Origin of the sequence: Nibricoccus aquaticus, from assembly GCF_002310495.1 — a bacterium.
Taxonomy (GTDB): domain Bacteria; phylum Verrucomicrobiota; class Verrucomicrobiia; order Opitutales; family Opitutaceae; genus Nibricoccus; species Nibricoccus aquaticus.
On record NZ_CP023344.1, the window covers coordinates 1,740,382 to 1,758,767 of the forward strand.

Annotated in this window: 16 protein-coding genes; 9 read left to right on the forward strand and 7 right to left on the reverse strand. The window is 64.3% G+C overall.

Annotated features, from left to right (window positions below):
- Window positions 1–91: 91 nt before the first annotated feature.
- The 3 genes from CMV30_RS07120 to miaB are packed head-to-tail and all read right to left on the reverse strand — an operon-like array spanning window position 92 to window position 2,696.
- Complete coding sequence (locus CMV30_RS07120; RefSeq protein WP_245844428.1) at window positions 92–721, reverse strand: guanylate kinase; 630 nt, start codon at window positions 719–721, stop codon at window positions 92–94.
- Window positions 722–761: 40 nt separating this feature from the next.
- The gene (locus tag CMV30_RS07125) at window positions 762–1,307 is read right to left on the reverse strand and encodes a hypothetical protein (RefSeq protein ID WP_096055372.1); all 546 of its coding nucleotides are present in this window, start codon (window positions 1,305–1,307) and stop codon (window positions 762–764) included.
- Window positions 1,308–1,325: 18 nt separating this feature from the next.
- Window positions 1,326–2,696, reverse strand: a complete 1,371-nt coding sequence (gene miaB / locus CMV30_RS07130) for a tRNA (N6-isopentenyl adenosine(37)-C2)-methylthiotransferase MiaB (protein WP_096055373.1) — start codon at window positions 2,694–2,696, stop codon at window positions 1,326–1,328.
- Between the two features lie 370 nt (window positions 2,697–3,066).
- On the opposite strand from miaB, the gene CMV30_RS07135 reads away from it, so the two are divergent.
- From CMV30_RS07135 to CMV30_RS07145, 4 genes are all read left to right on the forward strand, one after another.
- Complete coding sequence (locus CMV30_RS07135; protein ID WP_175414768.1) at window positions 3,067–4,197, forward strand: lytic transglycosylase domain-containing protein; 1,131 nt, start codon at window positions 3,067–3,069, stop codon at window positions 4,195–4,197.
- Between the two features lie 132 nt (window positions 4,198–4,329).
- Window positions 4,330–4,494, forward strand: a complete 165-nt coding sequence (locus tag CMV30_RS19785) for a hypothetical protein (protein WP_175414769.1) — start codon at window positions 4,330–4,332, stop codon at window positions 4,492–4,494.
- The gene (locus tag CMV30_RS07140) at window positions 4,491–5,768 is read left to right on the forward strand and encodes a hypothetical protein (RefSeq protein WP_096055375.1); all 1,278 of its coding nucleotides are present in this window, start codon (window positions 4,491–4,493) and stop codon (window positions 5,766–5,768) included. Before CMV30_RS19785 ends, CMV30_RS07140 begins: the two co-directional genes overlap by 4 nt.
- A 22-nt stretch (window positions 5,769–5,790) precedes the next feature.
- The gene (locus tag CMV30_RS07145) at window positions 5,791–6,210 is read left to right on the forward strand and encodes a hypothetical protein (protein WP_138223182.1); all 420 of its coding nucleotides are present in this window, start codon (window positions 5,791–5,793) and stop codon (window positions 6,208–6,210) included.
- Between the two features lie 29 nt (window positions 6,211–6,239).
- Here the strand turns inward: CMV30_RS07145 and rlmN are convergent, their stop codons facing one another.
- The 3 genes from rlmN to CMV30_RS07160 form a co-directional block, all read right to left on the reverse strand.
- Complete coding sequence (rlmN, locus tag CMV30_RS07150) at window positions 6,240–7,271, reverse strand: dual-specificity RNA methyltransferase RlmN (RefSeq protein ID WP_342755716.1); 1,032 nt, start codon at window positions 7,269–7,271, stop codon at window positions 6,240–6,242.
- 401 nt (window positions 7,272–7,672) lie between these two features.
- The gene (locus CMV30_RS19360) at window positions 7,673–7,936 is read right to left on the reverse strand and encodes a hypothetical protein (protein WP_138223183.1); all 264 of its coding nucleotides are present in this window, start codon (window positions 7,934–7,936) and stop codon (window positions 7,673–7,675) included.
- Between the two features lie 187 nt (window positions 7,937–8,123).
- Entirely contained in the window at window positions 8,124–9,365 is a 1,242-nt protein-coding gene (locus CMV30_RS07160) for a M20 family metallopeptidase (RefSeq protein ID WP_138223184.1), read from the reverse strand.
- Window positions 9,366–9,661: 296 nt separating this feature from the next.
- Here CMV30_RS07160 and CMV30_RS07165 point away from each other — a divergent pair, with 296 nt between their 5' ends.
- The 5 genes from CMV30_RS07165 to CMV30_RS07185 all read left to right on the forward strand — a co-directional run bounded on the left by CMV30_RS07165 (window position 9,662) and on the right by CMV30_RS07185 (window position 15,384).
- On the forward strand, window positions 9,662–10,162 hold the full coding sequence (locus CMV30_RS07165; protein ID WP_096055379.1) for a cupin domain-containing protein: 501 nt from the start codon (window positions 9,662–9,664) through the stop codon (window positions 10,160–10,162).
- Window positions 10,163–10,308: 146 nt separating this feature from the next.
- A complete protein-coding gene (gene pdxH / locus CMV30_RS07170) occupies window positions 10,309–10,947 on the forward strand; it encodes a pyridoxamine 5'-phosphate oxidase (protein WP_096055380.1) in 639 nt (212 codons plus the stop codon).
- Window positions 10,948–10,984: 37 nt separating this feature from the next.
- Window positions 10,985–12,589: an ATP-binding protein gene (locus tag CMV30_RS07175; RefSeq protein WP_096055381.1), complete on the forward strand. Its 1,605-nt coding sequence runs from the start codon at window positions 10,985–10,987 to the stop codon at window positions 12,587–12,589.
- A gap of 244 nt (window positions 12,590–12,833) precedes the next feature.
- On the forward strand, window positions 12,834–13,307 hold the full coding sequence (locus CMV30_RS07180) for a SixA phosphatase family protein (RefSeq protein ID WP_096055382.1): 474 nt from the start codon (window positions 12,834–12,836) through the stop codon (window positions 13,305–13,307).
- A 52-nt stretch (window positions 13,308–13,359) separates the two neighbouring features.
- On the forward strand, window positions 13,360–15,384 hold the full coding sequence (locus CMV30_RS07185) for a family 20 glycosylhydrolase (RefSeq protein ID WP_096055383.1): 2,025 nt from the start codon (window positions 13,360–13,362) through the stop codon (window positions 15,382–15,384).
- An 81-nt stretch (window positions 15,385–15,465) separates the two neighbouring features.
- On the opposite strand, the gene CMV30_RS07190 is transcribed toward CMV30_RS07185, so the two are convergent.
- Complete coding sequence (locus tag CMV30_RS07190; protein WP_096055384.1) at window positions 15,466–18,291, reverse strand: TonB-dependent receptor plug domain-containing protein; 2,826 nt, start codon at window positions 18,289–18,291, stop codon at window positions 15,466–15,468.
- Window positions 18,292–18,386 lie beyond the last annotated feature (95 nt).

The window sequence follows — 18,386 nt, forward strand, 5'->3', positions numbered from 1 at the left end:
ACACCTCCGCCTTACGCCTGCTTAACCAGCTCCGGTCCAAACCCGCCTCCACGCCTCGGGCCCACCCACTCACCGGCTGCAAACACGCCGCTCACCCCGCCTTCGCCACCCGCGCCGCCACCTCGCGCCAGATCGCCAGCAACGCCTGGAAGTCCTCCTCACGCGACGCGCTGTGTATCTGGTAATCGAACTTCCCCGCCTCCCGCTGCTCGAATTCCACCGTCTGCATCCGGTGCTCGATCTCCGCCTCGCTATCCTGCCCTCGCGCCACCATCCGCGCCCTCAGCTCCGCCAGCGGCACATGGATAAACACCGTCGCCAGATGTTTCGCCAGCAGCGCATTCGCCGCCCCCGCCCGCCGGAAATTCTCCACCCCCTGCACATCGACATTGATGATCAGGCTCCGCCCCGCGCTGAGCGGCCCAAGCACATCAGCCGCGAGCGTCCCATAACGGTTCTTCTTATGGACCCACGCCCACTCCAAAAACGCACCCGCCGCGATCTTCGCGTCAAACGCCTCCGGAGTCAGAAAATGATAATGCACCCCGTCCACCTCACCCGGCCGCGGAGCCCGCGTCGTCGTCGTCACCACCCGCGAAAACCCCGGCGCCTCCGCCACCATCCGGTCGCACAACGTCGACTTCCCCGACCCCGCCGGACCGGCGATCACGATCAAAACAGGAGCGGACAACACAGGGTTAACTTCACGAGAAGACGACATCGGGAAAACGCAGACCGTTCAACGCACCGGGATCAATCGTTCAATACGTGAACGCCACCACTGCCAGCAACGCCCCGTACCCCAGCAATCCGCCGCCAAGCGCGCGCGACCGACCAGGCCGGGCAAACAGCCACTGGAAAAAATCGCGCAACCGGTACGGCACCGCGCCCAGATAAAGCGCCGCCGCCAGCCCGATATACACCGCCGTCACCATGAACAATCGCTGCGGCTCCTCATACTCGCCAAACGCAGCACCCAAAAGCGGCGTCCCCGCCAGCAGCATCAATACGCTCAGCCCGCGCACCGCCAAAAAATCCGGCAGATAAAAAAATGCCAGCAACGCCAGCACGCTAAAACCAATCATCAGCGGCTTCGGCGACTGCACGAGAATCAGATCCGCCTCCGACAGCCCGCTCATCCTGAACGCGAACCACACCGCCCCGCCTCCGAAGAAAAGCACCGACGCCACCTGCGACCGCGGCATCGCCTTCAACGTCGAGACGATCGCCGAGTTGCTGATCAACAGCAGCGCCCCCAGCACGATCAGAAAAATCCCGGGCAACAACGTGGCAGTGGTCAGACTCATAAAATTAAAAGCGTTCTCTTACGACACCCCGCTGAGCACCAGTTCCCCATAGAGTGAACTCACCGACGCCCGCTCGATCCGCAGCGGCACCAGCTGCCCGATGAGCCGCGCATCCGCCTCAAAAATCGCCACGCGATTCCCGCGCGTCCGCCCCGTGAACCGCTGCCCCGTCTTGTCCGGCCCTTCCACGAGCACTTCCTGCACGGTGCCGACCAGCTCCGAGCTGCGACGCAGCGAATTCGCCTGCATGATTTCGAGCAGCGCCTGATTCCGCCGCTCCTTCACCTCATCCGAAATCTGATCACCCAACTCCGCCGCCGGCGTCCCGCTGCGGATCGAGTATTTGAACACGTACGCCATGTCATAGTTGCACTCCGCGAAGAGCGCCCGCGTCTGCTCGAAATCCTCATCCGTCTCGCCCGGGAAACCCACGATCACATCCGTCGAAAAATACATATCCGGCTTCACCGCGCGCAGCGATTGCACGATCTCGCGATAACGCTCCCGCGTGTACGGCCGGTTCATCGCCTTCAAAATCCGGTCGCTCCCACTCTGCATCGGCAGGTGAACATACTCGCAGAGCTTCGATAACTTCCCGTACGCATCGACCAAGTCCTGTTTGAACCCACGCGGATGCGGCGACGTGAAACGAATCCGCTCGATCCCCTCGATCGCATTCACCTTCTCCAACAACTGCGTGAACGGCGACACGCCCCCCGTGTGCGTATAATCCCGCCGTCCGTAGCTCGTCACGATCTGCCCGAGCAGCGTGATCTCGCGCACGCCTTTCGCCGCGAGCTGACGGCACTCCGCCACGATATCGTCCATCGGCCGCGACCGCTCGTCGCCGCGCGTCTTCGGCACGATGCAGAACGCGCAATCCATGTTACACCCCTGCTGAATCGAAACGAACGCGCTCACCTGCGGCGTCGCCCCCGCATCGAGCTCCAGGTGATCCTTGATCGTATTCTGCGATCCCGCCTCTTCTCCGATATCGATGATCGTCTCCGCAATCGGCACGCCCGCTTCACGCGCCGCACGCAGATTATCCAAATAGTCCGGCACCTGGTGAAATTTCTGCGTGCCCACGATCAGGTCCACGTCGGGCAACTTGTCCAAAAGCTCAGCGCCCCGGTTCTGCGCCATGCACCCCAGAATCCCGAGCACGAAGTCCGGGTTCTTTTTCTTGCGACTCTGCACATTCGCCGCGCGCCCGATCGCCTTCTGTTCCGCCGCATCGCGCACACTGCACGTGTTGAGCAGCATCACGTCGCACTCATCCTCCGACCCCACGATCCGATACCCCCGGGCGCGCAACATCGCCGCGACCGCCTCGCTGTCGCGCTCGTTCATCTGGCACCCGTAGGTTTTGATGTAGACTCGGTTCATCCGGACAAAGCCGCGCACCGCGCAGCGAAACGGTCTTAGCTAAGCCCGCCCCCCGACGGGTCAAACGGGAAAGCGGTTCACAAATCACCCCGTAGGCCAGCGTGCTCGCACGCGCTCCGGGATCTCTGTCCGCCGACCGGCTTCCAACCTCTCCCTTGGAGGGACGACCTCCGTGTCGTCCACCTCCGCCACGCCCGCTTCAGACAAGATCGATCACACGCCACTTCGCCCGCTATGCAATGCACCCATGCCTCAGCCATAGCTCCGTCTCCCTCCGCGATCTCCCCCGGACCCACTCATCCACTTTCCCCTCGCGCCAGCCCCGAACTCCCGCCCTCTTCGTTTGTCCAACCCCGTCGGAATGCGACCCTTGCGCCTCTTACTTTTAGGTTCCGCCACGGCCCTGCTGCTGCCGTATCTGCGCGCCCAGGATACGCCTCCCGCCGCAGCCGCTGAAAAATCCGACACTGCATCAACAACGACGCCTCCGCCCGCCGCCAAGCAGCCCACCCCCGCCGACTTCGACGACCTCTACAACCTCGGCCGCCAGCTCTTCGACGACTACGCCCCCGAAGCCATCAAAGACCAGTACGAGTTCGTCTCCAAAGATCAGTGGGACAACTTCACCGGCCGCCTCCAGACCTCCCTCGAATCCGGCTCCGTCGCCGACCTCGCCTCCCTCGAATCTGAGGCCCGCCGCACGCTCGCCGCGCTCCGCATGATGCCCGCCTACGCCGAGTACGCCGACTGGCTCGCCGAGCGTCTCGACTTAATGGAGACAGCCCGCCTCGTCACCCGCTTCCCCGCCCCGCCGCGCGTACTTCTTCCGGTCCCCAAAGACACTCCCGACGCCCCCGCCATCACTCCACCAACCCCCACCACCCCACCCGCCGTCGCCTTCGCCGCGCCACCCCGCTCGCCCGTCCCGTTCTACGACATCTGGCACGAGCGCATCCGCACCCGCCCGCGCCCCGCCAAAGCCGACGAGCTCATGCCCGTCCTCAAAGTCATCTTCGCCGCCGAAGGCATCCCCACCGAACTCGTCTGGCTCGCCGAAGTGGAATCATCCCTCAACCCCTCCGCCCGCAGTCCCGCCGGTGCCCGCGGCCTCTTCCAACTCATGCCCGCCACCGCGCGCGCCTTCGGCCTGAGCACCTTCCCCTTCGACGAACGCACCCAGCCCGGCAAAAGCGCCCGCGCCGCCGCGAAATTCCTCCGCGTCCTCCACGAACGCTTCGACTCCTGGCCCCTAGCCCTCGCCGCCTACAACGCCGGCGAAGGCCGCATCGCCACCGCGCAAAAAAAAGCCGGCTCCCCCGACTACGCCGACATCGCCGATCTCCTCCCCTCCGAGACCCGCATGTACGTCCCCAAAGTCCTCGCGACTCTTGCCGTCCGCGAAAAAACCCTCCCCGCCGCGCTCACCGTCCCGCTCACGCCAGCCCCCGTCACCTCCGGCCGCAGCTCGCTTTTCCCCTCCGCTTTCGCAACCGACGAATAACGCGTCCGCGGGAAAGCGCGCCATGAATCTTCCCTGGAGGGACGACCTCCCCGTCGTCCGCCCCCGCTGGTCATTCGCTCGCGCGCGTTTTTTCTTCGCCCTGCCGCCCTCGCCCGCTTTCCTCCCACGATCATGGGATTTTTCGACCGCTTCGCCAAAAAAGACGCCAGCCCTCAATCGCAGCCCAATCCCGCACCCGCGCCTTCCCCCGCCACGGTCGATCCCACCACGCCGCTTTCCCCCGGCCTCTCGTCCCCGCCGATTCCCCCGCCAGCTCTCCCACTCCCGCCGGCGTGATCCACCTCCTCGTCGCCGCTCGCGAGAAACTCGAAGCCAAAGACCTCCCCGGCGCCCAGGCCATCTACGAAGAAATTCTCCGCACCGCCGGCGATCGCCCCGATGTCCTCGTCACCATTTCTGGCGACCTCGGCGCCAACGGCTACATCGCCCAGATCGCCGAGCTCATCGCCCCGCGCTACGACGCCGAGCGCCACGGCCCCGCCACCGGCCTCAACATCCTCCAAGCCTACCTCGCGCTCCGCAACACCACCGCCGCCCGCCACATCCTCGACGTCCTTTTCTCCCTCCAGCGCCCCGAACTCGAAAACCGCCTCTACGGTTTCTCCAACGCCCTCGGCGAACTCCTCGAACTCGAACGCCGTGGCGAACTCCAGCCACCCGCCCCGACCAACGGTAGCGCCGATCCCGATACGCCCGCACCCGCCGAGAAAAAGATGGTGAGCCTCGTCAGCATCAGCCGCCCCATCTGGTCCTACGGCATCGAACAAGTCCCCGGCCTCGTCCCCCCGCCCAAACAGGGCAAACTTCGCCGCATCGCCTTCGGCCAGCTCGCCCTGCTCGGCACCACCGACTTCGCCGAGAAAATGAAACAACCCGAGGACGCCATTACCCGCCTCACCCGCGGCCTCCCCCTCTGGTTTGCCGAGACCTTCTATTTCTCCCCGCACTACGCCCCCATCGCCGCCATCGGCATGTTAGCCAAAGACCACTTCGCGATCTTCCCCTCCGAGTGGACCACGGAAAACATCCGCCAGCTCGTGGACACCGCCACCGAAGGCCTCGACTACGTCATCACCGGCGCGCTCAAACACACCAACGGTGACTTCGAGATCCTCCTGCGCGTCTGGGAGGTGAAAAAGCTCCGAGAACGAAAACAATTCTCCGCCCGCTGGACCCCCGCCACCGCCGACGCCGAGCTCGCCAAACTCCACGAACAAGTCCGCCTCTTCATGGAATGGCAGCAAGCCCCCGCCGGCCCCGCCTACGCCTTCCCCTCCAGCCCGACTGCCTGGTGCGACACCCTGGGCATCTCCGCCGTCTGCTTCCTCGCCGATAAATCCGTCCTCCCCAAAGACCAGATCGCCACCCCCACGGAGTTCTTCGCCCAAGTCGCCGCCCGCGCCGCCGCCTCCGAAAAAGACACTATCGCCTGGCTCACCATCGCCGACCGCGCCACCCGTCTCGGCTTGGCCGATACGCTGCCAACCTCACCCGCGATCGCCGAAACCCCGGCCACCCTCCAAGCGCGCGAAACCCTCGGCCTGCTCTGAAGATTTCGAGGCACGGCACGTTATGCCCAAGGCGATTGGCTCGGGCGGAACAGATCTCAGCCAATCCCTCCAATCCGAAAAAATGAAATCTTTCATAATTCGAATTTGTTTTGGAGTTATGGTTGCGGGCTTCGCAGTAACGTTTTTCTGGCGGGAAATTTGGAGTACTAACCAAACGCCCTCCAAGGATGCCGGAGTCCTTTTTGCCCAAGCATCTACTGCTCTTGCTGTCGGCGACAGTGAGGCAGCTATCTTGGAGTTTTTTAATAAGCAGAAATGGGACTATCATTATTACGCCCCAGAAAATCGATACGGCTCAATGCATACCGTTAAGACGAAAAATGGCGTATGGCTTCACAAGGTTTACGTTGGGATAGAGCTGGATTCAAAGAAGTGCGTAGAGCGAATATACGTCGAAGACTCTTATGCCGGTGTGCAGTAGTCCTTAAAGAGCAAGAGGCCTTTTTCACTTCATCCGCTAGCCGCCGCCAGCTGCCCGCAACCCGCAGCGATATCAATCCCCCGCCTCTGCCGCACCGTGCTGGCAAATCCATACTCCGCCAGCACCGCTTGAAACCGTTTCGCCGCCTCCGTCCGTGTCGGCGCGCCATCATAGCCCGAAGTCGGATTGAGCGGGATCAAATTCACCTGCGATTCCTCCAGCCCCTTCAGCAACCGCGCCACCGCGTGCGCGTTCTCTTCAGAGTCGTTCTTCCCTTCGATCAACGTCCACTCGAAGAAAATCTTCTGCCCCGTCTTCTGCACATAGTAGCGGCACGCCTCCATCAGTTCATCGAGCGGCCACCGCTTCGCCGTCGGCACCAACGCATGACGCTCCTCCTGCGTCGCTCCGTGCAAACTCAACGCCAGCGAGATCGTCCGCCCTTCATCCGCCAGCCGCACGATTCCCGGAATTACCCCGACCGTGCTGAGCGTGATCTTCGACGCCCCGATCGCCAGCCCGCTCGAATCGCGAAAAATATCCACGGCCTTCATGACCGCGTCGTAGTTGTGCAACGGCTCACCCATGCCCATGAGCACAAGATTCCGCAACCGGTCTCCCTTCGCCTTCAAGATCCGCTGCACGTGCACCACTTGCGCCACGATCTCGCCTGTCGTCAGATGCCGCGTGAACCCGCGCTGTCCCGTCGCGCAAAACACGCAGCCCATCGCGCACCCCGCCTGCGAACTGATGCACGCCGTCACCCGCCCCGAGAACCGCATCAACACCGTCTCGATCTTCTCCTGATCGTTCAGCGCCAGCAGATACTTCTTCGTAAACCCATCCGAGCTGTGCGTCTCCACCGCCACCGGCAGATTTCCGAGCACACACTCCGCCTCCAATTTCGCCCGCACCTTCACCGGCAGCTCCGTCATCGCGGCAAACGAATCGACGCACTCCCAATAAAGATAGTTCCACAGCCGCGCCACATGCACCGGGTTCAACTCCCAGCTCACGATTAAAGCCTGCAGCTCCGCCTTCGTGAGATCGTAGAGATCCATCAGTTGCGCAGAACGTGAAACAGAAGCCGTCATCAGCTCCCCAGCCAAATCCCCCGCCCCCGCTTCGTCGAGCCGCCACTTCATTCCGATTCCGGTGGAGGCGGGGTGCCCTCCCCCCCATGACGCCCGTCCCGCTTGTGATACAAAACCACTCCCATTCCTTTACTGGAGGGCAGCGCTTCATCGCCGCCGTTCGCGCCGCAAACAGACCGCTGTAAATCAACCTACTCACAGCGCCACAGTGCTGACGAAGCAGCGCCCTCCATCCGAGATAGTACCCCCAAAAAACCAAGAAGCCGCGCCCCTTTCGGCGCGGCTTCCCAACACTCGGGTCACCTTCTGTTTCTGACCTTACCTGTCATGCAATCACTGTCTGGCTAACTTACTTTCCATCTAACAACTCAGCGGAGCTGCGTGTGTCCACCATCGGACTTTGCTTCATACGCATGCACGGAGCGGGCGGAGTCTCCCCAACTGGGGAGATTATCGCGGCGCCAGTAATGCGCCTCTGTTATCTCCGCGCGCATCGCCGGATCGCTTGCTCGCAGCATAACCAGATTCAGACCTGCGTAAGCGACATCTTCCGGCTTCAAGTGCAGCTCATCCGCCAAGCGGGCGACGGGAGCGAATTCTTCATCTTCGAGGTGAATCTTAACGACGGGCATAAGAACTCCGGGTTGAGGGGTTGAGTGTCTTACCTGCCAAAACCGTAGCCCACTTCCGCCCCCCGGCAAACGCCGCCCGCACTTTTTCCCCACATTCACAAACGCCCTCGTAGGCCAGCGTGCTTGCACGCGCTCCGACCGTTCCCTCCCGCCTTCGTCATTCGGCCTTCGGATTTCGACCCTCCGCTCACCCCGCAAACGTCGTCAGCAACTCCGCATAAATCTTCGCACTCCGTACCAGCTCTTTCACCGACGCCCGCTCATCCACCGCGTGACAATCCTCCCCGCCCGGACCGTAGCCGAGCGTCGGGATCTTCAGATGATGCGCAAAAAAATGCATGTCGTTAAACCCCGTGGACACGTTGAACACCGCCGCCTTTTTCCGCACCCGCGTCACCGTCGCCGCCATCGCCGCGAAAAACGGATGCTCCGGCGCGTGATAACACGGATGATTATCCGACACCTTCGCCACGCTGATCCGGCAGTCCGGAATCCGCTTCGCCGCCGCCGCTAGAAACGCCCGGAGTTCACGCTCCGCCTCCACCACCGTCTCCACCGCAACCACCCGCCGGTCGATCGAGAAACTCGCCAGGGCCGGCACCGTGTTGATCTTACCGCCCGGCCCCTGCGCAAAAACCCCGCCCACATTCAATGTCGGCCGCATCGTCTTTCCCTCCGGCGTCGTGAACGTCCGCCCCGCCAGCTCCTCCTTGTGCACATCCAGTTCTCGGACGAGCGCCGCCATTTTCTCAAACGCATTCACACCCTTGTGCGGCTGCGACCCGTGAGCCGCCCGCCCATGCACCGTCACCTCCAGCCACACGACACCATTGTGCCCGCAGCACACCCGGTTCCCCTCGCCACCTTCCATCACCACCGCGTAGTCCGGCGAGATCGGCGCGTGCTCGACAACCCATCCCGCGCCCAACGCCGAATCCGTCTCCTCATCCGCCGTGAACGACACCTCCACATTCATGAGCGGTTCCACCCCGCTCGCGCGCAGCGCCCTCAGCGCCATGAGCAAACTCGCGATCGAGCCCTTCATGTCCGCCGTCCCCCGCCCATGCTGCCAGCCCTTGACCACCGCGCCGGAGAACGCGTCACCCTGTGCCCAGTTTCCCGATACCGGCACCACGTCATAGTGCGCGTTAAAATGAATCGTCTTCTTCGCCCCGCGCGCCTTCCGAAACCCCAGCACATTCCAACGCGGGAACCCATGCTGCTCCACCGGCAGCGTCTTCTTCAATAACCCCGCCGGAACCGCCAGCCGCCTCGACTTCAGCCCCGCCGCCGCCAGCTCCTTCACCAACCGCGCCGTGATCGCGTCATAATTTTCCCCGGGCGGATTCACCGTCGGAATGCTCACCAGCCCCCGCAACAGCGTCGTCAGATCGTACTCGTGTGCATCGATGTAAGCGGCAGGCGTCATGCCCCGCACAATCCCCAAATCTCGCTCCAACGGAAGCGCGGAAAACTAAAAGCCCTCCGATGCAGGGCTCCGATGTAGGGCCTCACCTCGCGTGAGGCCTTCCGACTTTTGCTCGCACGCCGACGTCCGCACCGTCCCTACTTCGCCTCCCGTTTCCCCAGTCGTTCCGCCCCTCAGAAATAATCCTCACCCCTCCGCACTTTCGCTCCTCCGCGTTTCCACGATTAACTCCGCCACTCGACCCCTTCCGCCGCTTCCTCTTTCACCCTTCACCTTTCACCCCTCACTCTTCTCGCATGCCCGCCCCCAACCCCGCCGCCGCCGCCCTCATCGCACGTCTCAATCTCCAGCCTCTCCCGCACGAAGGCGGTTACTTCGCCCGCACCTGGACCAGCCGCGAAACCCTCCCCAACGGCCGCCCCCTCGGCACCGCGATTTATTTCCTCCTCACACCCGCCGGCTTTTCCGCGCTCCACCGCCTCGACGCCGACGAGCTCTGGCACTTCCACAGCGGCGACCCCGTCGAACACCTCCAACTCCCGCCTTCCGGCCCCGCCCGCATTTCTCACCTCGGCGCCGACCTCGCCGCCGGCGAAATCCCCCAACTCTCCATCCCCTCCGGCATCTGGCAGGGCGCCCGCCTCGCGCAAAACGCCCGCCTCGGCTGGGCCCTCCTCAGCTGCACCATGAGCCCCGGCTGGACCGACTCCGGCTTCGAACTCGCCGCCCGCCCCGCCCTCCATTCGCAGTACCCCGCACACATGGCCTTAATCTCGTCCCTCACCCGCACCGATTAACCACCCCGCGGTCTGGCCCCATTCCCCAGCCGTTCTCTCCATGAAAAGATTCGTTGGGCTGTAGTGGTTTCCCTGCTTACGGCCCTTGGCATGAGTTACCGGTTGGAAAACGCAGTCACAGACACGTTACTTTTTATTCAAGAACCATGAGCCTCGCCGACTTACGCAAAGACTACTCGCTCGCCGGGCTCCTCGAAAAGGACCTGGCCCGCGACCCTTTCCGTCAGTTCGACAAATGGTTCCAGGAAGCCCAAGGCGCCAAAATTCCCGAGCCCAACGCCATGGTCTGCTCGCTCGCCGGTGCCGACGGCCGCCCCTCCTCCCGCATCGTCCTCCTCAAAGCCATCGATGGCCGCGGCTTCGTATTTTATTCCAACTACGACAGCCGCAAGGGCCGCGAACTCGCCGCCAATCCCCGCGCCTCGCTCCTCTTCCCTTGGATCGCCCTCGAGCGCCAGGTCATCATCGACGGCACCGTCACCCGCCTGACTCGCGAAGAGTCCGCCGCCTATTTCCACAGCCGCCCCCTCGCCAGCCAGCTCGGCGCCTGGGCCTCCCCGCAAAGCACCATCCTGCCCACCCGCGCCGCCCTCGACGATGCCTACAAGGCCGTCGAAAAAAAGTACGCCGGCGAAGAGATCCCGCTCCCGCCCAACTGGGGCGGCTACCGCGTCTCCCCCGAGTCCGTCGAGTTCTGGCAAGGCCGCCGCTCCCGCCTCCACGACCGCCTCCGCTACCGCCGCGAAAAATCCGGTGACTGGCTCGTCGAACGCCTCGCCCCCTGACCGCACGAACACCGCCCGCCGCAACTGACACGTCCTCGTGAGGTACCTCCAATCAACGCCGCCATTTCCCGCGCTCCCTGACGCGCGCGACACCCGGGACAAACCCCCGGCGGCGCCGCTGCTTGCCGCCGCCGTTCATGCCCAAAGCGAAGGCGTCCTCATCGTCGAGAAGCGCTGGACCCGCAAAGGCCTCAAAATCATTTTCGCCAACGAGAGCTTCTGCGCCATGACCGGCCACACCGTCAGCGGCCTGCGCGAACTCGGCCTCGCCACGCTCCACGTCGAGACCGACACCCTTCCCCGCCTCAAAGACTGGGTCTCCCATCTCCAAAGCGGCACCGTCTTCAGCGGCGAAGGCGGCCTCCTGCGCAAAGATGGCACCGCTCTCTTCGCCGCTTGGAACTACTGCCCCGTTCACGACGAACGCGGCCGCGTCACCCACATCGTCGCCACCTTCCGCGACCTCACCGAAAAACGCCGCCTCCAGGAAGCCCTCGTCCACTCGCAACGCCTCGACGCCGTCGGCCGCCTCGCCGGCGGAGTCGCCCACGATTTCAACAACCTGCTGTCCGTCATTAACGGATACTGCGAAATCCTCGCCACCAAAGCCCCGATACGCCGACAGGCCTCCCGCGAACTCGAAGAGATCCACCTCGCCAGCCAGAAAGCCGCGCTCCTCGTCCGTCAGCTCCTCGCCTTCTCCCGCCGCCAGGCGATGAACCCAAAAGTCATCAGCCTCAACCAACTCGTCCGCGACAACGCCGAGATCCTCTCCCGCCTGCTCAAGCCGTCCAAATCCCTCGCGCTCTCCCTCGACACCGAGTCCCTCAACATCCGCGTCGATCCCGCCCAGCTCCAGCAGGTCCTCCTCAATCTCACCATCAACGCCCGCGACGCCCTCGCCGAAGGCGGCCAGGTCACCCTCACCACCGCCCTCCGCGAAATCACCGGCGAAAACCAGTCCGACCCCTCCGACTTGGAGCCCATCCCCACCGGCCGCTACGCCGTCCTCGCCGTCCACGACAACGGCATCGGCATGGACGAACAAACGCAGTCGCACCTCTTCGAGCCCTTCTTCACCACCAAAGAACCCGGCCACGGCACCGGCCTCGGCCTCGCCCTGGTTTACGGCGTCGTTCAGCAATCCGGCGGCCACATCCGCGTCCACAGCGCCCCGCGCGTCGGCTCCACCTTCGAGATTTTTCTCCCCGAAGTCCGCGAGCCCGTCCAAGCCATCCACGCGCCCATCCCCACACTCCCCGGCACCCGCGGCCGCGAGACCGTTCTCATCGTCGAAGAAGACGACGTCATCCGCAAAATGGTCGCCAGCATCCTCACGGCCGACGGCTACACCGTCCTCTCCGAGCGCACCGCCGACGACGGCCTCGACATCGCCCGCCGCCTCGGCCGCCCCATCGACCTCCTCATCACCCAGATCGGCGGCAACGTCGGCAGCGAAGGCGAAAAACTCGTCCGCGACCTCCACGCCGAACACCCGCAAGTCCGCGTCCTCGCCACCTGCAACCCCGACTGCGCCCCGCTCGCGATGCTCTCCGCTGACCGCGTTGCCTGCGTGACCAAGCCCTTCGCCCTCAGCGCCCTCATCAAATCCGTTCGCACCCTCTTGGACGCGAAAAAATAACGCGCCCCGACATAGCCGCGAGCGCTTCTTCCCCGCCATCGATTGAGCGTTAAGAGTGAAACGTTCAGCGTTGAGCGTTCCCGCCCTCAGAGCGCCAGCTAGCTTCTGGTCATTGGTCATTCGCGCGAGCGCGGCAAATCCCCCGCCGACTACCGCTCCCGCTTCAGCTCCTCCGGCATATAACTCCACGCGCCTCCGCTTTTTCCACTGGTCATTGCTCACTCGGTCATTGGTCATTTCCCCGATGCCCGTCGTTTACCTCGTCCGCCACGCCCACGCCGTCACCGAAGAGGAAAATCCTCTCCGCCCCTTGAGCACGCGCGGCCACGACGAGTGCCGCCGTCTCGTTTCGTTTTTCAAAAACAACCGCGCCCTCACGCCCGCCGAGTTCTGGCACAGCCCGCTCGCCCGCGCCCGCGAAACTGCCGCGCTACTTCAACCCCTCGCGCCTCACGCCGCCCTCCGCGAAACCCTCGGCCTGCTCCCCGAAGACCGCCCCGAAAAAATGGCCGCACGCCTCGCCACCCTCGCCTCCACCCAGATGCTTGCCATCGTCGGCCACGAACCGCACCTGAGCTCCCTCGCCACGCTGCTCGTCACCGGTCGCTCCGGCCTCACCGCCTTCGACGTCGAAAAAGGCGCCATCCTCTGCCTCGCCTCTGAAGACAAGCACACCTGGTCCGTCCGCTGGCACCTCGCCCCCTCCCTCCTCCCTTAAAAACGCACGCCCCCTGCGACACTGGTCAATGGTCACTGGTCATTCTTCCCCCATGCTCCGCGCCTTCCAATGGGACCTCGCCCGCCAGGTCGAGCGCCTCGACGTCCTGCTCAAACTTCTCCCGCGCTACGCCGACTGGGGCTACAACGAACTGTATCTGCATCTCGAAGACGCCGTCGAATACCCCTCTCTCCCCACCGTCGCCCGCGCCGACGCCTACTCCCACCGCCAGCTCCACCGCCTCGTCAACACCGCCGAGCGCCACGGCATCCGCACCGTCCCCATCGTCAATCTCCTCGGCCACACGCAGTACCTGATAAAAGCCCCCGCGCTACGCGACCTGAACGAACTCCGCGCCCCCGACGGCTCTCCGCTCGAGCGCGGCCAGATCTGCCCGCTCCACGCCGACACCCTCGCCGTCGCCGAAAAACTGCTACACGACACCGCCCCCTTCTGCACCGCCGGCAAAGTCCACGTCGGCCTCGACGAATCCTTCCACCTCGGCAAATGCCCGCGCTGCCGCGCCGAAATCGCAGACCGCGGCCTCGCCGCCCACTTCGCCGGCCACGTCAACCGCCTCCACACGCTCACCTCCTCGCGCGGTCTCCAGCTCGGCCTCTGGGCCGACATGCTCAACTTCATCCCCTCCGCGATCCCGCTCCTCCCGCGCGACATCGCCGCCTACGACTGGTACTACTACCCCTTCACCCGCCACCCGCGCGTCGAGCTCTTCAACTTCGCCGAGTCCGACCTCGCCACGCCGCTCGCCAAACACGGCATCGACTACTGGGGCTGCCCCATGAACGGCGCCTTCCGCTACGAGCCGCTCCCCCTCTTCCGCGACCGCCTCGCCAACCTCCGCTCCTGGTGGAAACGCTGTCACGACACCAACGCCGCCGGCTTCCTCGTCACCTCCTGGGAAGCCTACCGCCTCGCCCTCGAAACAACCACCGTCGTCGATGCCGCCGCCGCATCCCTCTGGCTGAACCCCAAAAAATCCACCGACGACGAAACCCTACTCACCGCCGGTTTCGAACGCGTCTTTGGCAAAGGCAAAAAACTCAGCGCCCGCCACGCCGCCCGCACCGCCCTCGCCGCCGACGCCCGCGCCTTCACCGGCTACGCCCGCTGGGAAATCAACGACCGCTGGGACCTCCGCGCCGCCACGACTCGCTCTCCCGCCTCTCGCCTGCGTACGTCCACTGGTCACTGGTCATTGGTCACTGGTCATTCCCCCTCCTCTCCGTCCGCCCCTTTCACCCTTCACCCTTCACCCTTCACTCTTCCTCGCCCGCTCGCCTCCAGCCTCGCCTTCCTCGCGTACTTGGAATCCCGCGACACCTTCGTCGCCCGCGCCGCCGACGGCATCTTCGCCCTCCGCCGCACATTAGCCTCTTCCGCACGTCCGAACTCTCAACTCTCAACCCTCAACTCTCAACTCGGCTCGTCTCCGCTCATCCGTCTCCGCCTCGACGACCTCACCCGCGACGCCCGCGTCTTCGCCCGTCAACTCGCCACCGGCCGCCGCGCTGCCCGCGCCATGTGGCTACGCACCCGCGACGCGAAAGTCCGCGGCCAAAACGAGCTCATCCTCGACGCCGACGCCGCCCGCCTCGCCACCTGGCGCACCTTCCTTCGCTCTCTACGCCGACGCCCCGACCTCGCCCTCGATACCACGCCCGTCTGCGGCCGCTGGCAGCTCGTCTTCACCGTCGAGAACATCGCCCCTGCTCTCCAAAAAATCGTCGTCGAACAACAACAGCCCGACCGCACCTGGCGCGAACTCCGCGCCCGCCACACCATCGAATTCCGCTCCGAAGCCGCGCAACCGCGCGCCAATATTTCCCGCCTCTTCTCCACACCCATCGACGATCCGTCGCGCCCCCTCCGCCTCTCCCTCCGCGGTCTCGGCCAAGTCGCCATCCGCGACCTCGCGCTCACCAACTGCGTTACCACCCTCCGCCCCGCAGCCTGGCCACGCACCACCAAAAAAATCCTCGGCCACCCCGCCCCCACCCGCGGCTTCCCCGACATCACCCGCACCCTCGCCACCCTCCCCCTCCGCTTTCCGAGATAGGGCCGGCTCCGAGGTAGGGCCGGCACGCCGTGCCCGGCCTCTTTGCCTCCCCCTCCCGCCGACACCTCACCTCTTACCCACTCAAAACGCCTTCGTCACCTGCACATACACGAAGCGCCCGATGTCGTTATGCAGCGTCACATCGTAGCTCGCGTTCGACACCGCATTGACCGCACCCGCCGCAAACGGCGCCGCCTCGTCCGCGATATTGTTCACGCCCGCGCGCACCTCGATCCCCGCCGCCTTCCAGCGATAACCCAGCTGAGCATCGAACGTCGTCCATTGGCTCACATAACGCGGCCGATTCCCCAACGTCCGCGTCGCGTCATCCTCCAGATGACTCACACGATTCACCGCGCCGATCACCGACCACGCGCCCTTCTCGACACCTTGCGAGAAACGCCCGCGATGCCGCGGAATGCTCCCCGGCGAAATGCTGTTCGTTGAAGCATCCACATAACGCCCCAGCCAGTTCTGGCTCGGCTGTCCGCCCACCGTCGTCAGATCCCAGTTCAGCGTCGTATTCCACGCCAGCACTGACATCACCTTCGCCGCCGTCACCGGCCACTCCGCCACGATCTGCCCGTCGATGCCGCTCGCCTCGCGCGACGACGCATTCACGGGATAAAAACTCACCGCCGTCACCGCGCCCGCCGAGTTACGCGTGATCGCGCTCGCGAACGCCGCATTCGGATTGATCGAGCCCGCCACCCCGCGCCGGAAGCCCGGCCCCTGCGTCAGCGCGTTCGCGTTGAGCGCATACTGCGCCCCATCCGCGATCAGATTGCTCACCACGCCCCGGTAATAATCCACCTCGAAGCGCAGCCCCTTCGCCGCCTTCGGCGTGTACACCGCGCCCACATTCCACGTCTTCGATTCCTCCGGTTCCAGATCCGGATTCCCCCGCGAATTCACGATCACCGCGCTCGCCGTCGTGAATCCCAGCGGATCGCTCAACGCCAGCTGCGAGCTGCCCGCCGCCGCGAACAGATGCCCCAGGCTCGGCGTGCGGAAACCCTCCGCGTACGTCGCGCGAAACATCACGTCACGCACCGGCCGATACAACACACCCACCTTCGGCGTCGTCTCCGAAAACTCCCGCGACCGCTGCTGATACACGCCCGCCAGATCGCGCACCGCACCCTTCACATCCTTCTCACTCCGCCGCACGCTAGCCGACAAGCGCAAATCCCGCACCGCCGTGATTCCCTGCGCGCTCGAAATGAGCGGCACCATCACCTCGGCAAACACTCCCCGCGCCTCATAACCCGACGCCGTGAACCCCGCCGGATTAAACCCAATCATCAACCCGTTCTGCCCGGTGATATTCCGGTCCGGCACCACACTCTGCTCGGACAACGTATAATCCCCGCCCACCGCCAGCTGCACCTTCCCCGCCGGCAATTCGAACACCGGCCCGCCCGCACGCACCGATCCCCCGCGCATCCCGAAATCGTGATCGATCCGCCCCTGCACCGCCGCGTCGCGCAGCGCCGCAGGATTATCGAATGCCCGCGAGTTCGTCGGATTCACGCCGCGCGCCGAATCCAGTGCGTAAGGATTATACGCCCCGCTGTTAATCGCCGCCGCCAGCTTCGCGTAATCGAATGAATTGGTCTGCGTGTCGTCGCGATACCACCAGCTATACAAATACGTAGCCTCCCAGCTCCAGCCTCCGGGAATCTTCCCCTTCAACCCCGCCTGAAAATCGTAAACATCCCGCTCGTAGATGCGCCCGCGCGGCCCAATCGAAGCCGGCCTCAAATAGTAATAATAGCCAGGAGGGTAATAAACGGTCAGTCCGCTGGAGACCGGAGGCAGATGCGGACTCACCGCCGGGTATTGCGTCACGTTGATCGCATTGATCGCCAGCGGCGACACAGCGCTCTCGTATTCATTTTGTGCGAACAGCATCCGTGCAAACGCCTCCAGCCGCCCGCCCGGCAGTATCTGGTGGTTGATGCGCGCATAAACCGACTTGTTCTCCTGCTCCGGAATCAGCGCAGTGTCCGCGCGCGGATTATAGTACTGCGCCGTTGTCTGGACCATGAAGTCGGATAACCCATATCCGGCCGTCCGGCCCGGAGCCAGCACCCGGTACTGCCATCCATCGGAAGCGTGATACGCATACGTGAGCCCCGACGTCACGAACTCCCGCCAGTTCTGCCCGCCCTGACTCCGCGCATCCGCATCCGCCGAACCTACGCGGTCGCGCGACATCACCGCATTCCGATGATAATACTCCCCCGCCACCACGACATCGGTCTTGCCCGCCGCCGCGCCCGCGATGAACCCCACCCGCACCGTCCCCATATCGTCACCCGTCGTGTTGCCATAATAAGCACGCACCTTCGCCCCACGATAGCTCGGCACCAGCACCGTATTAAAAACTCCCGTCAACGCATCCGCACCATATCGCGCGCTCGCCCCATCCTTCGCGATCTCCACCCCCTGCACCGCGATCGTCGGAATTAAATTCAACTCGTCGAACACGCTCCGCTGCCCATCGAGCAACGTCAGCGTGCCGCCCAACCCGCGCAGATTTGCCTTCGCCACGCCCGTCCCACCGTTCGCGCGCAACTCCGTCCCCGCCTCGCCGAAAAACCCCGGCACCAAAGTCCGCAGCCCTTCCGCCAGCGTGCCCGACCCCGCGTCCTCCAAATTCACCTGCGAAATCGTCGTCACCGGCTGAAACGCCTCCGCCGGAATCACCGGCACCGCCGACCCCGTGATCACCATCGGCTCGGAAAGTACCGGCGCCACATCCACATGCTGGAGCACCACCCGCTCCTCCGTGGGCTGCACCGGCGCCGTCTGCGCCGACAACACAACCGCACCCACCGCCAGTGCGGCAGACGCAGCCAGGACAAAACGATGCGCAGAACCAACAACCGGGGAAGTCTTCATGAGGGCGGGAAACCGCTTCAGCCACCGCGCAAACCACACGCGAACCGAAGCGCCGTGTTTCTCCGCCAACCACCCTCCCTCCAGCAACTCATTTC

Bases quoted from the DNA above. Each gene is read 5' to 3' on its own strand.
- CMV30_RS07120 (WP_245844428.1), bottom strand. From the start codon at position 721: ATGTCGTCTTCTCGTGAAGTTAACCCTGTGTTGTCCGCTCCTGTTTTG.
- CMV30_RS07125 (WP_096055372.1), bottom strand. From the start codon at position 1,307: ATGAGTCTGACCACTGCCACGTTGTTGCCCGGGATTTTTCTGATCGTG.
- miaB (WP_096055373.1), bottom strand. From the start codon at position 2,696: ATGAACCGAGTCTACATCAAAACCTACGGGTGCCAGATGAACGAGCGC.
- CMV30_RS19785 (WP_175414769.1), top strand. From the start codon at position 4,330: ATGGGATTTTTCGACCGCTTCGCCAAAAAAGACGCCAGCCCTCAATCG.
- CMV30_RS07145 (WP_138223182.1), top strand. From the start codon at position 5,791: ATGCCCAAGGCGATTGGCTCGGGCGGAACAGATCTCAGCCAATCCCTC.
- rlmN (WP_342755716.1), bottom strand. From the start codon at position 7,271: ATGGATCTCTACGATCTCACGAAGGCGGAGCTGCAGGCTTTAATCGTG.
- CMV30_RS19360 (WP_138223183.1), bottom strand. From the start codon at position 7,936: ATGCCCGTCGTTAAGATTCACCTCGAAGATGAAGAATTCGCTCCCGTC.
- CMV30_RS07160 (WP_138223184.1), bottom strand. From the start codon at position 9,365: ATGACGCCTGCCGCTTACATCGATGCACACGAGTACGATCTGACGACG.
- CMV30_RS07165 (WP_096055379.1), top strand. From the start codon at position 9,662: ATGCCCGCCCCCAACCCCGCCGCCGCCGCCCTCATCGCACGTCTCAAT.
- pdxH (WP_096055380.1), top strand. From the start codon at position 10,309: ATGAGCCTCGCCGACTTACGCAAAGACTACTCGCTCGCCGGGCTCCTC.
- CMV30_RS07180 (WP_096055382.1), top strand. From the start codon at position 12,834: ATGCCCGTCGTTTACCTCGTCCGCCACGCCCACGCCGTCACCGAAGAG.
- CMV30_RS07185 (WP_096055383.1), top strand. From the start codon at position 13,360: ATGCTCCGCGCCTTCCAATGGGACCTCGCCCGCCAGGTCGAGCGCCTC.
- CMV30_RS07190 (WP_096055384.1), bottom strand. From the start codon at position 18,291: ATGAAGACTTCCCCGGTTGTTGGTTCTGCGCATCGTTTTGTCCTGGCT.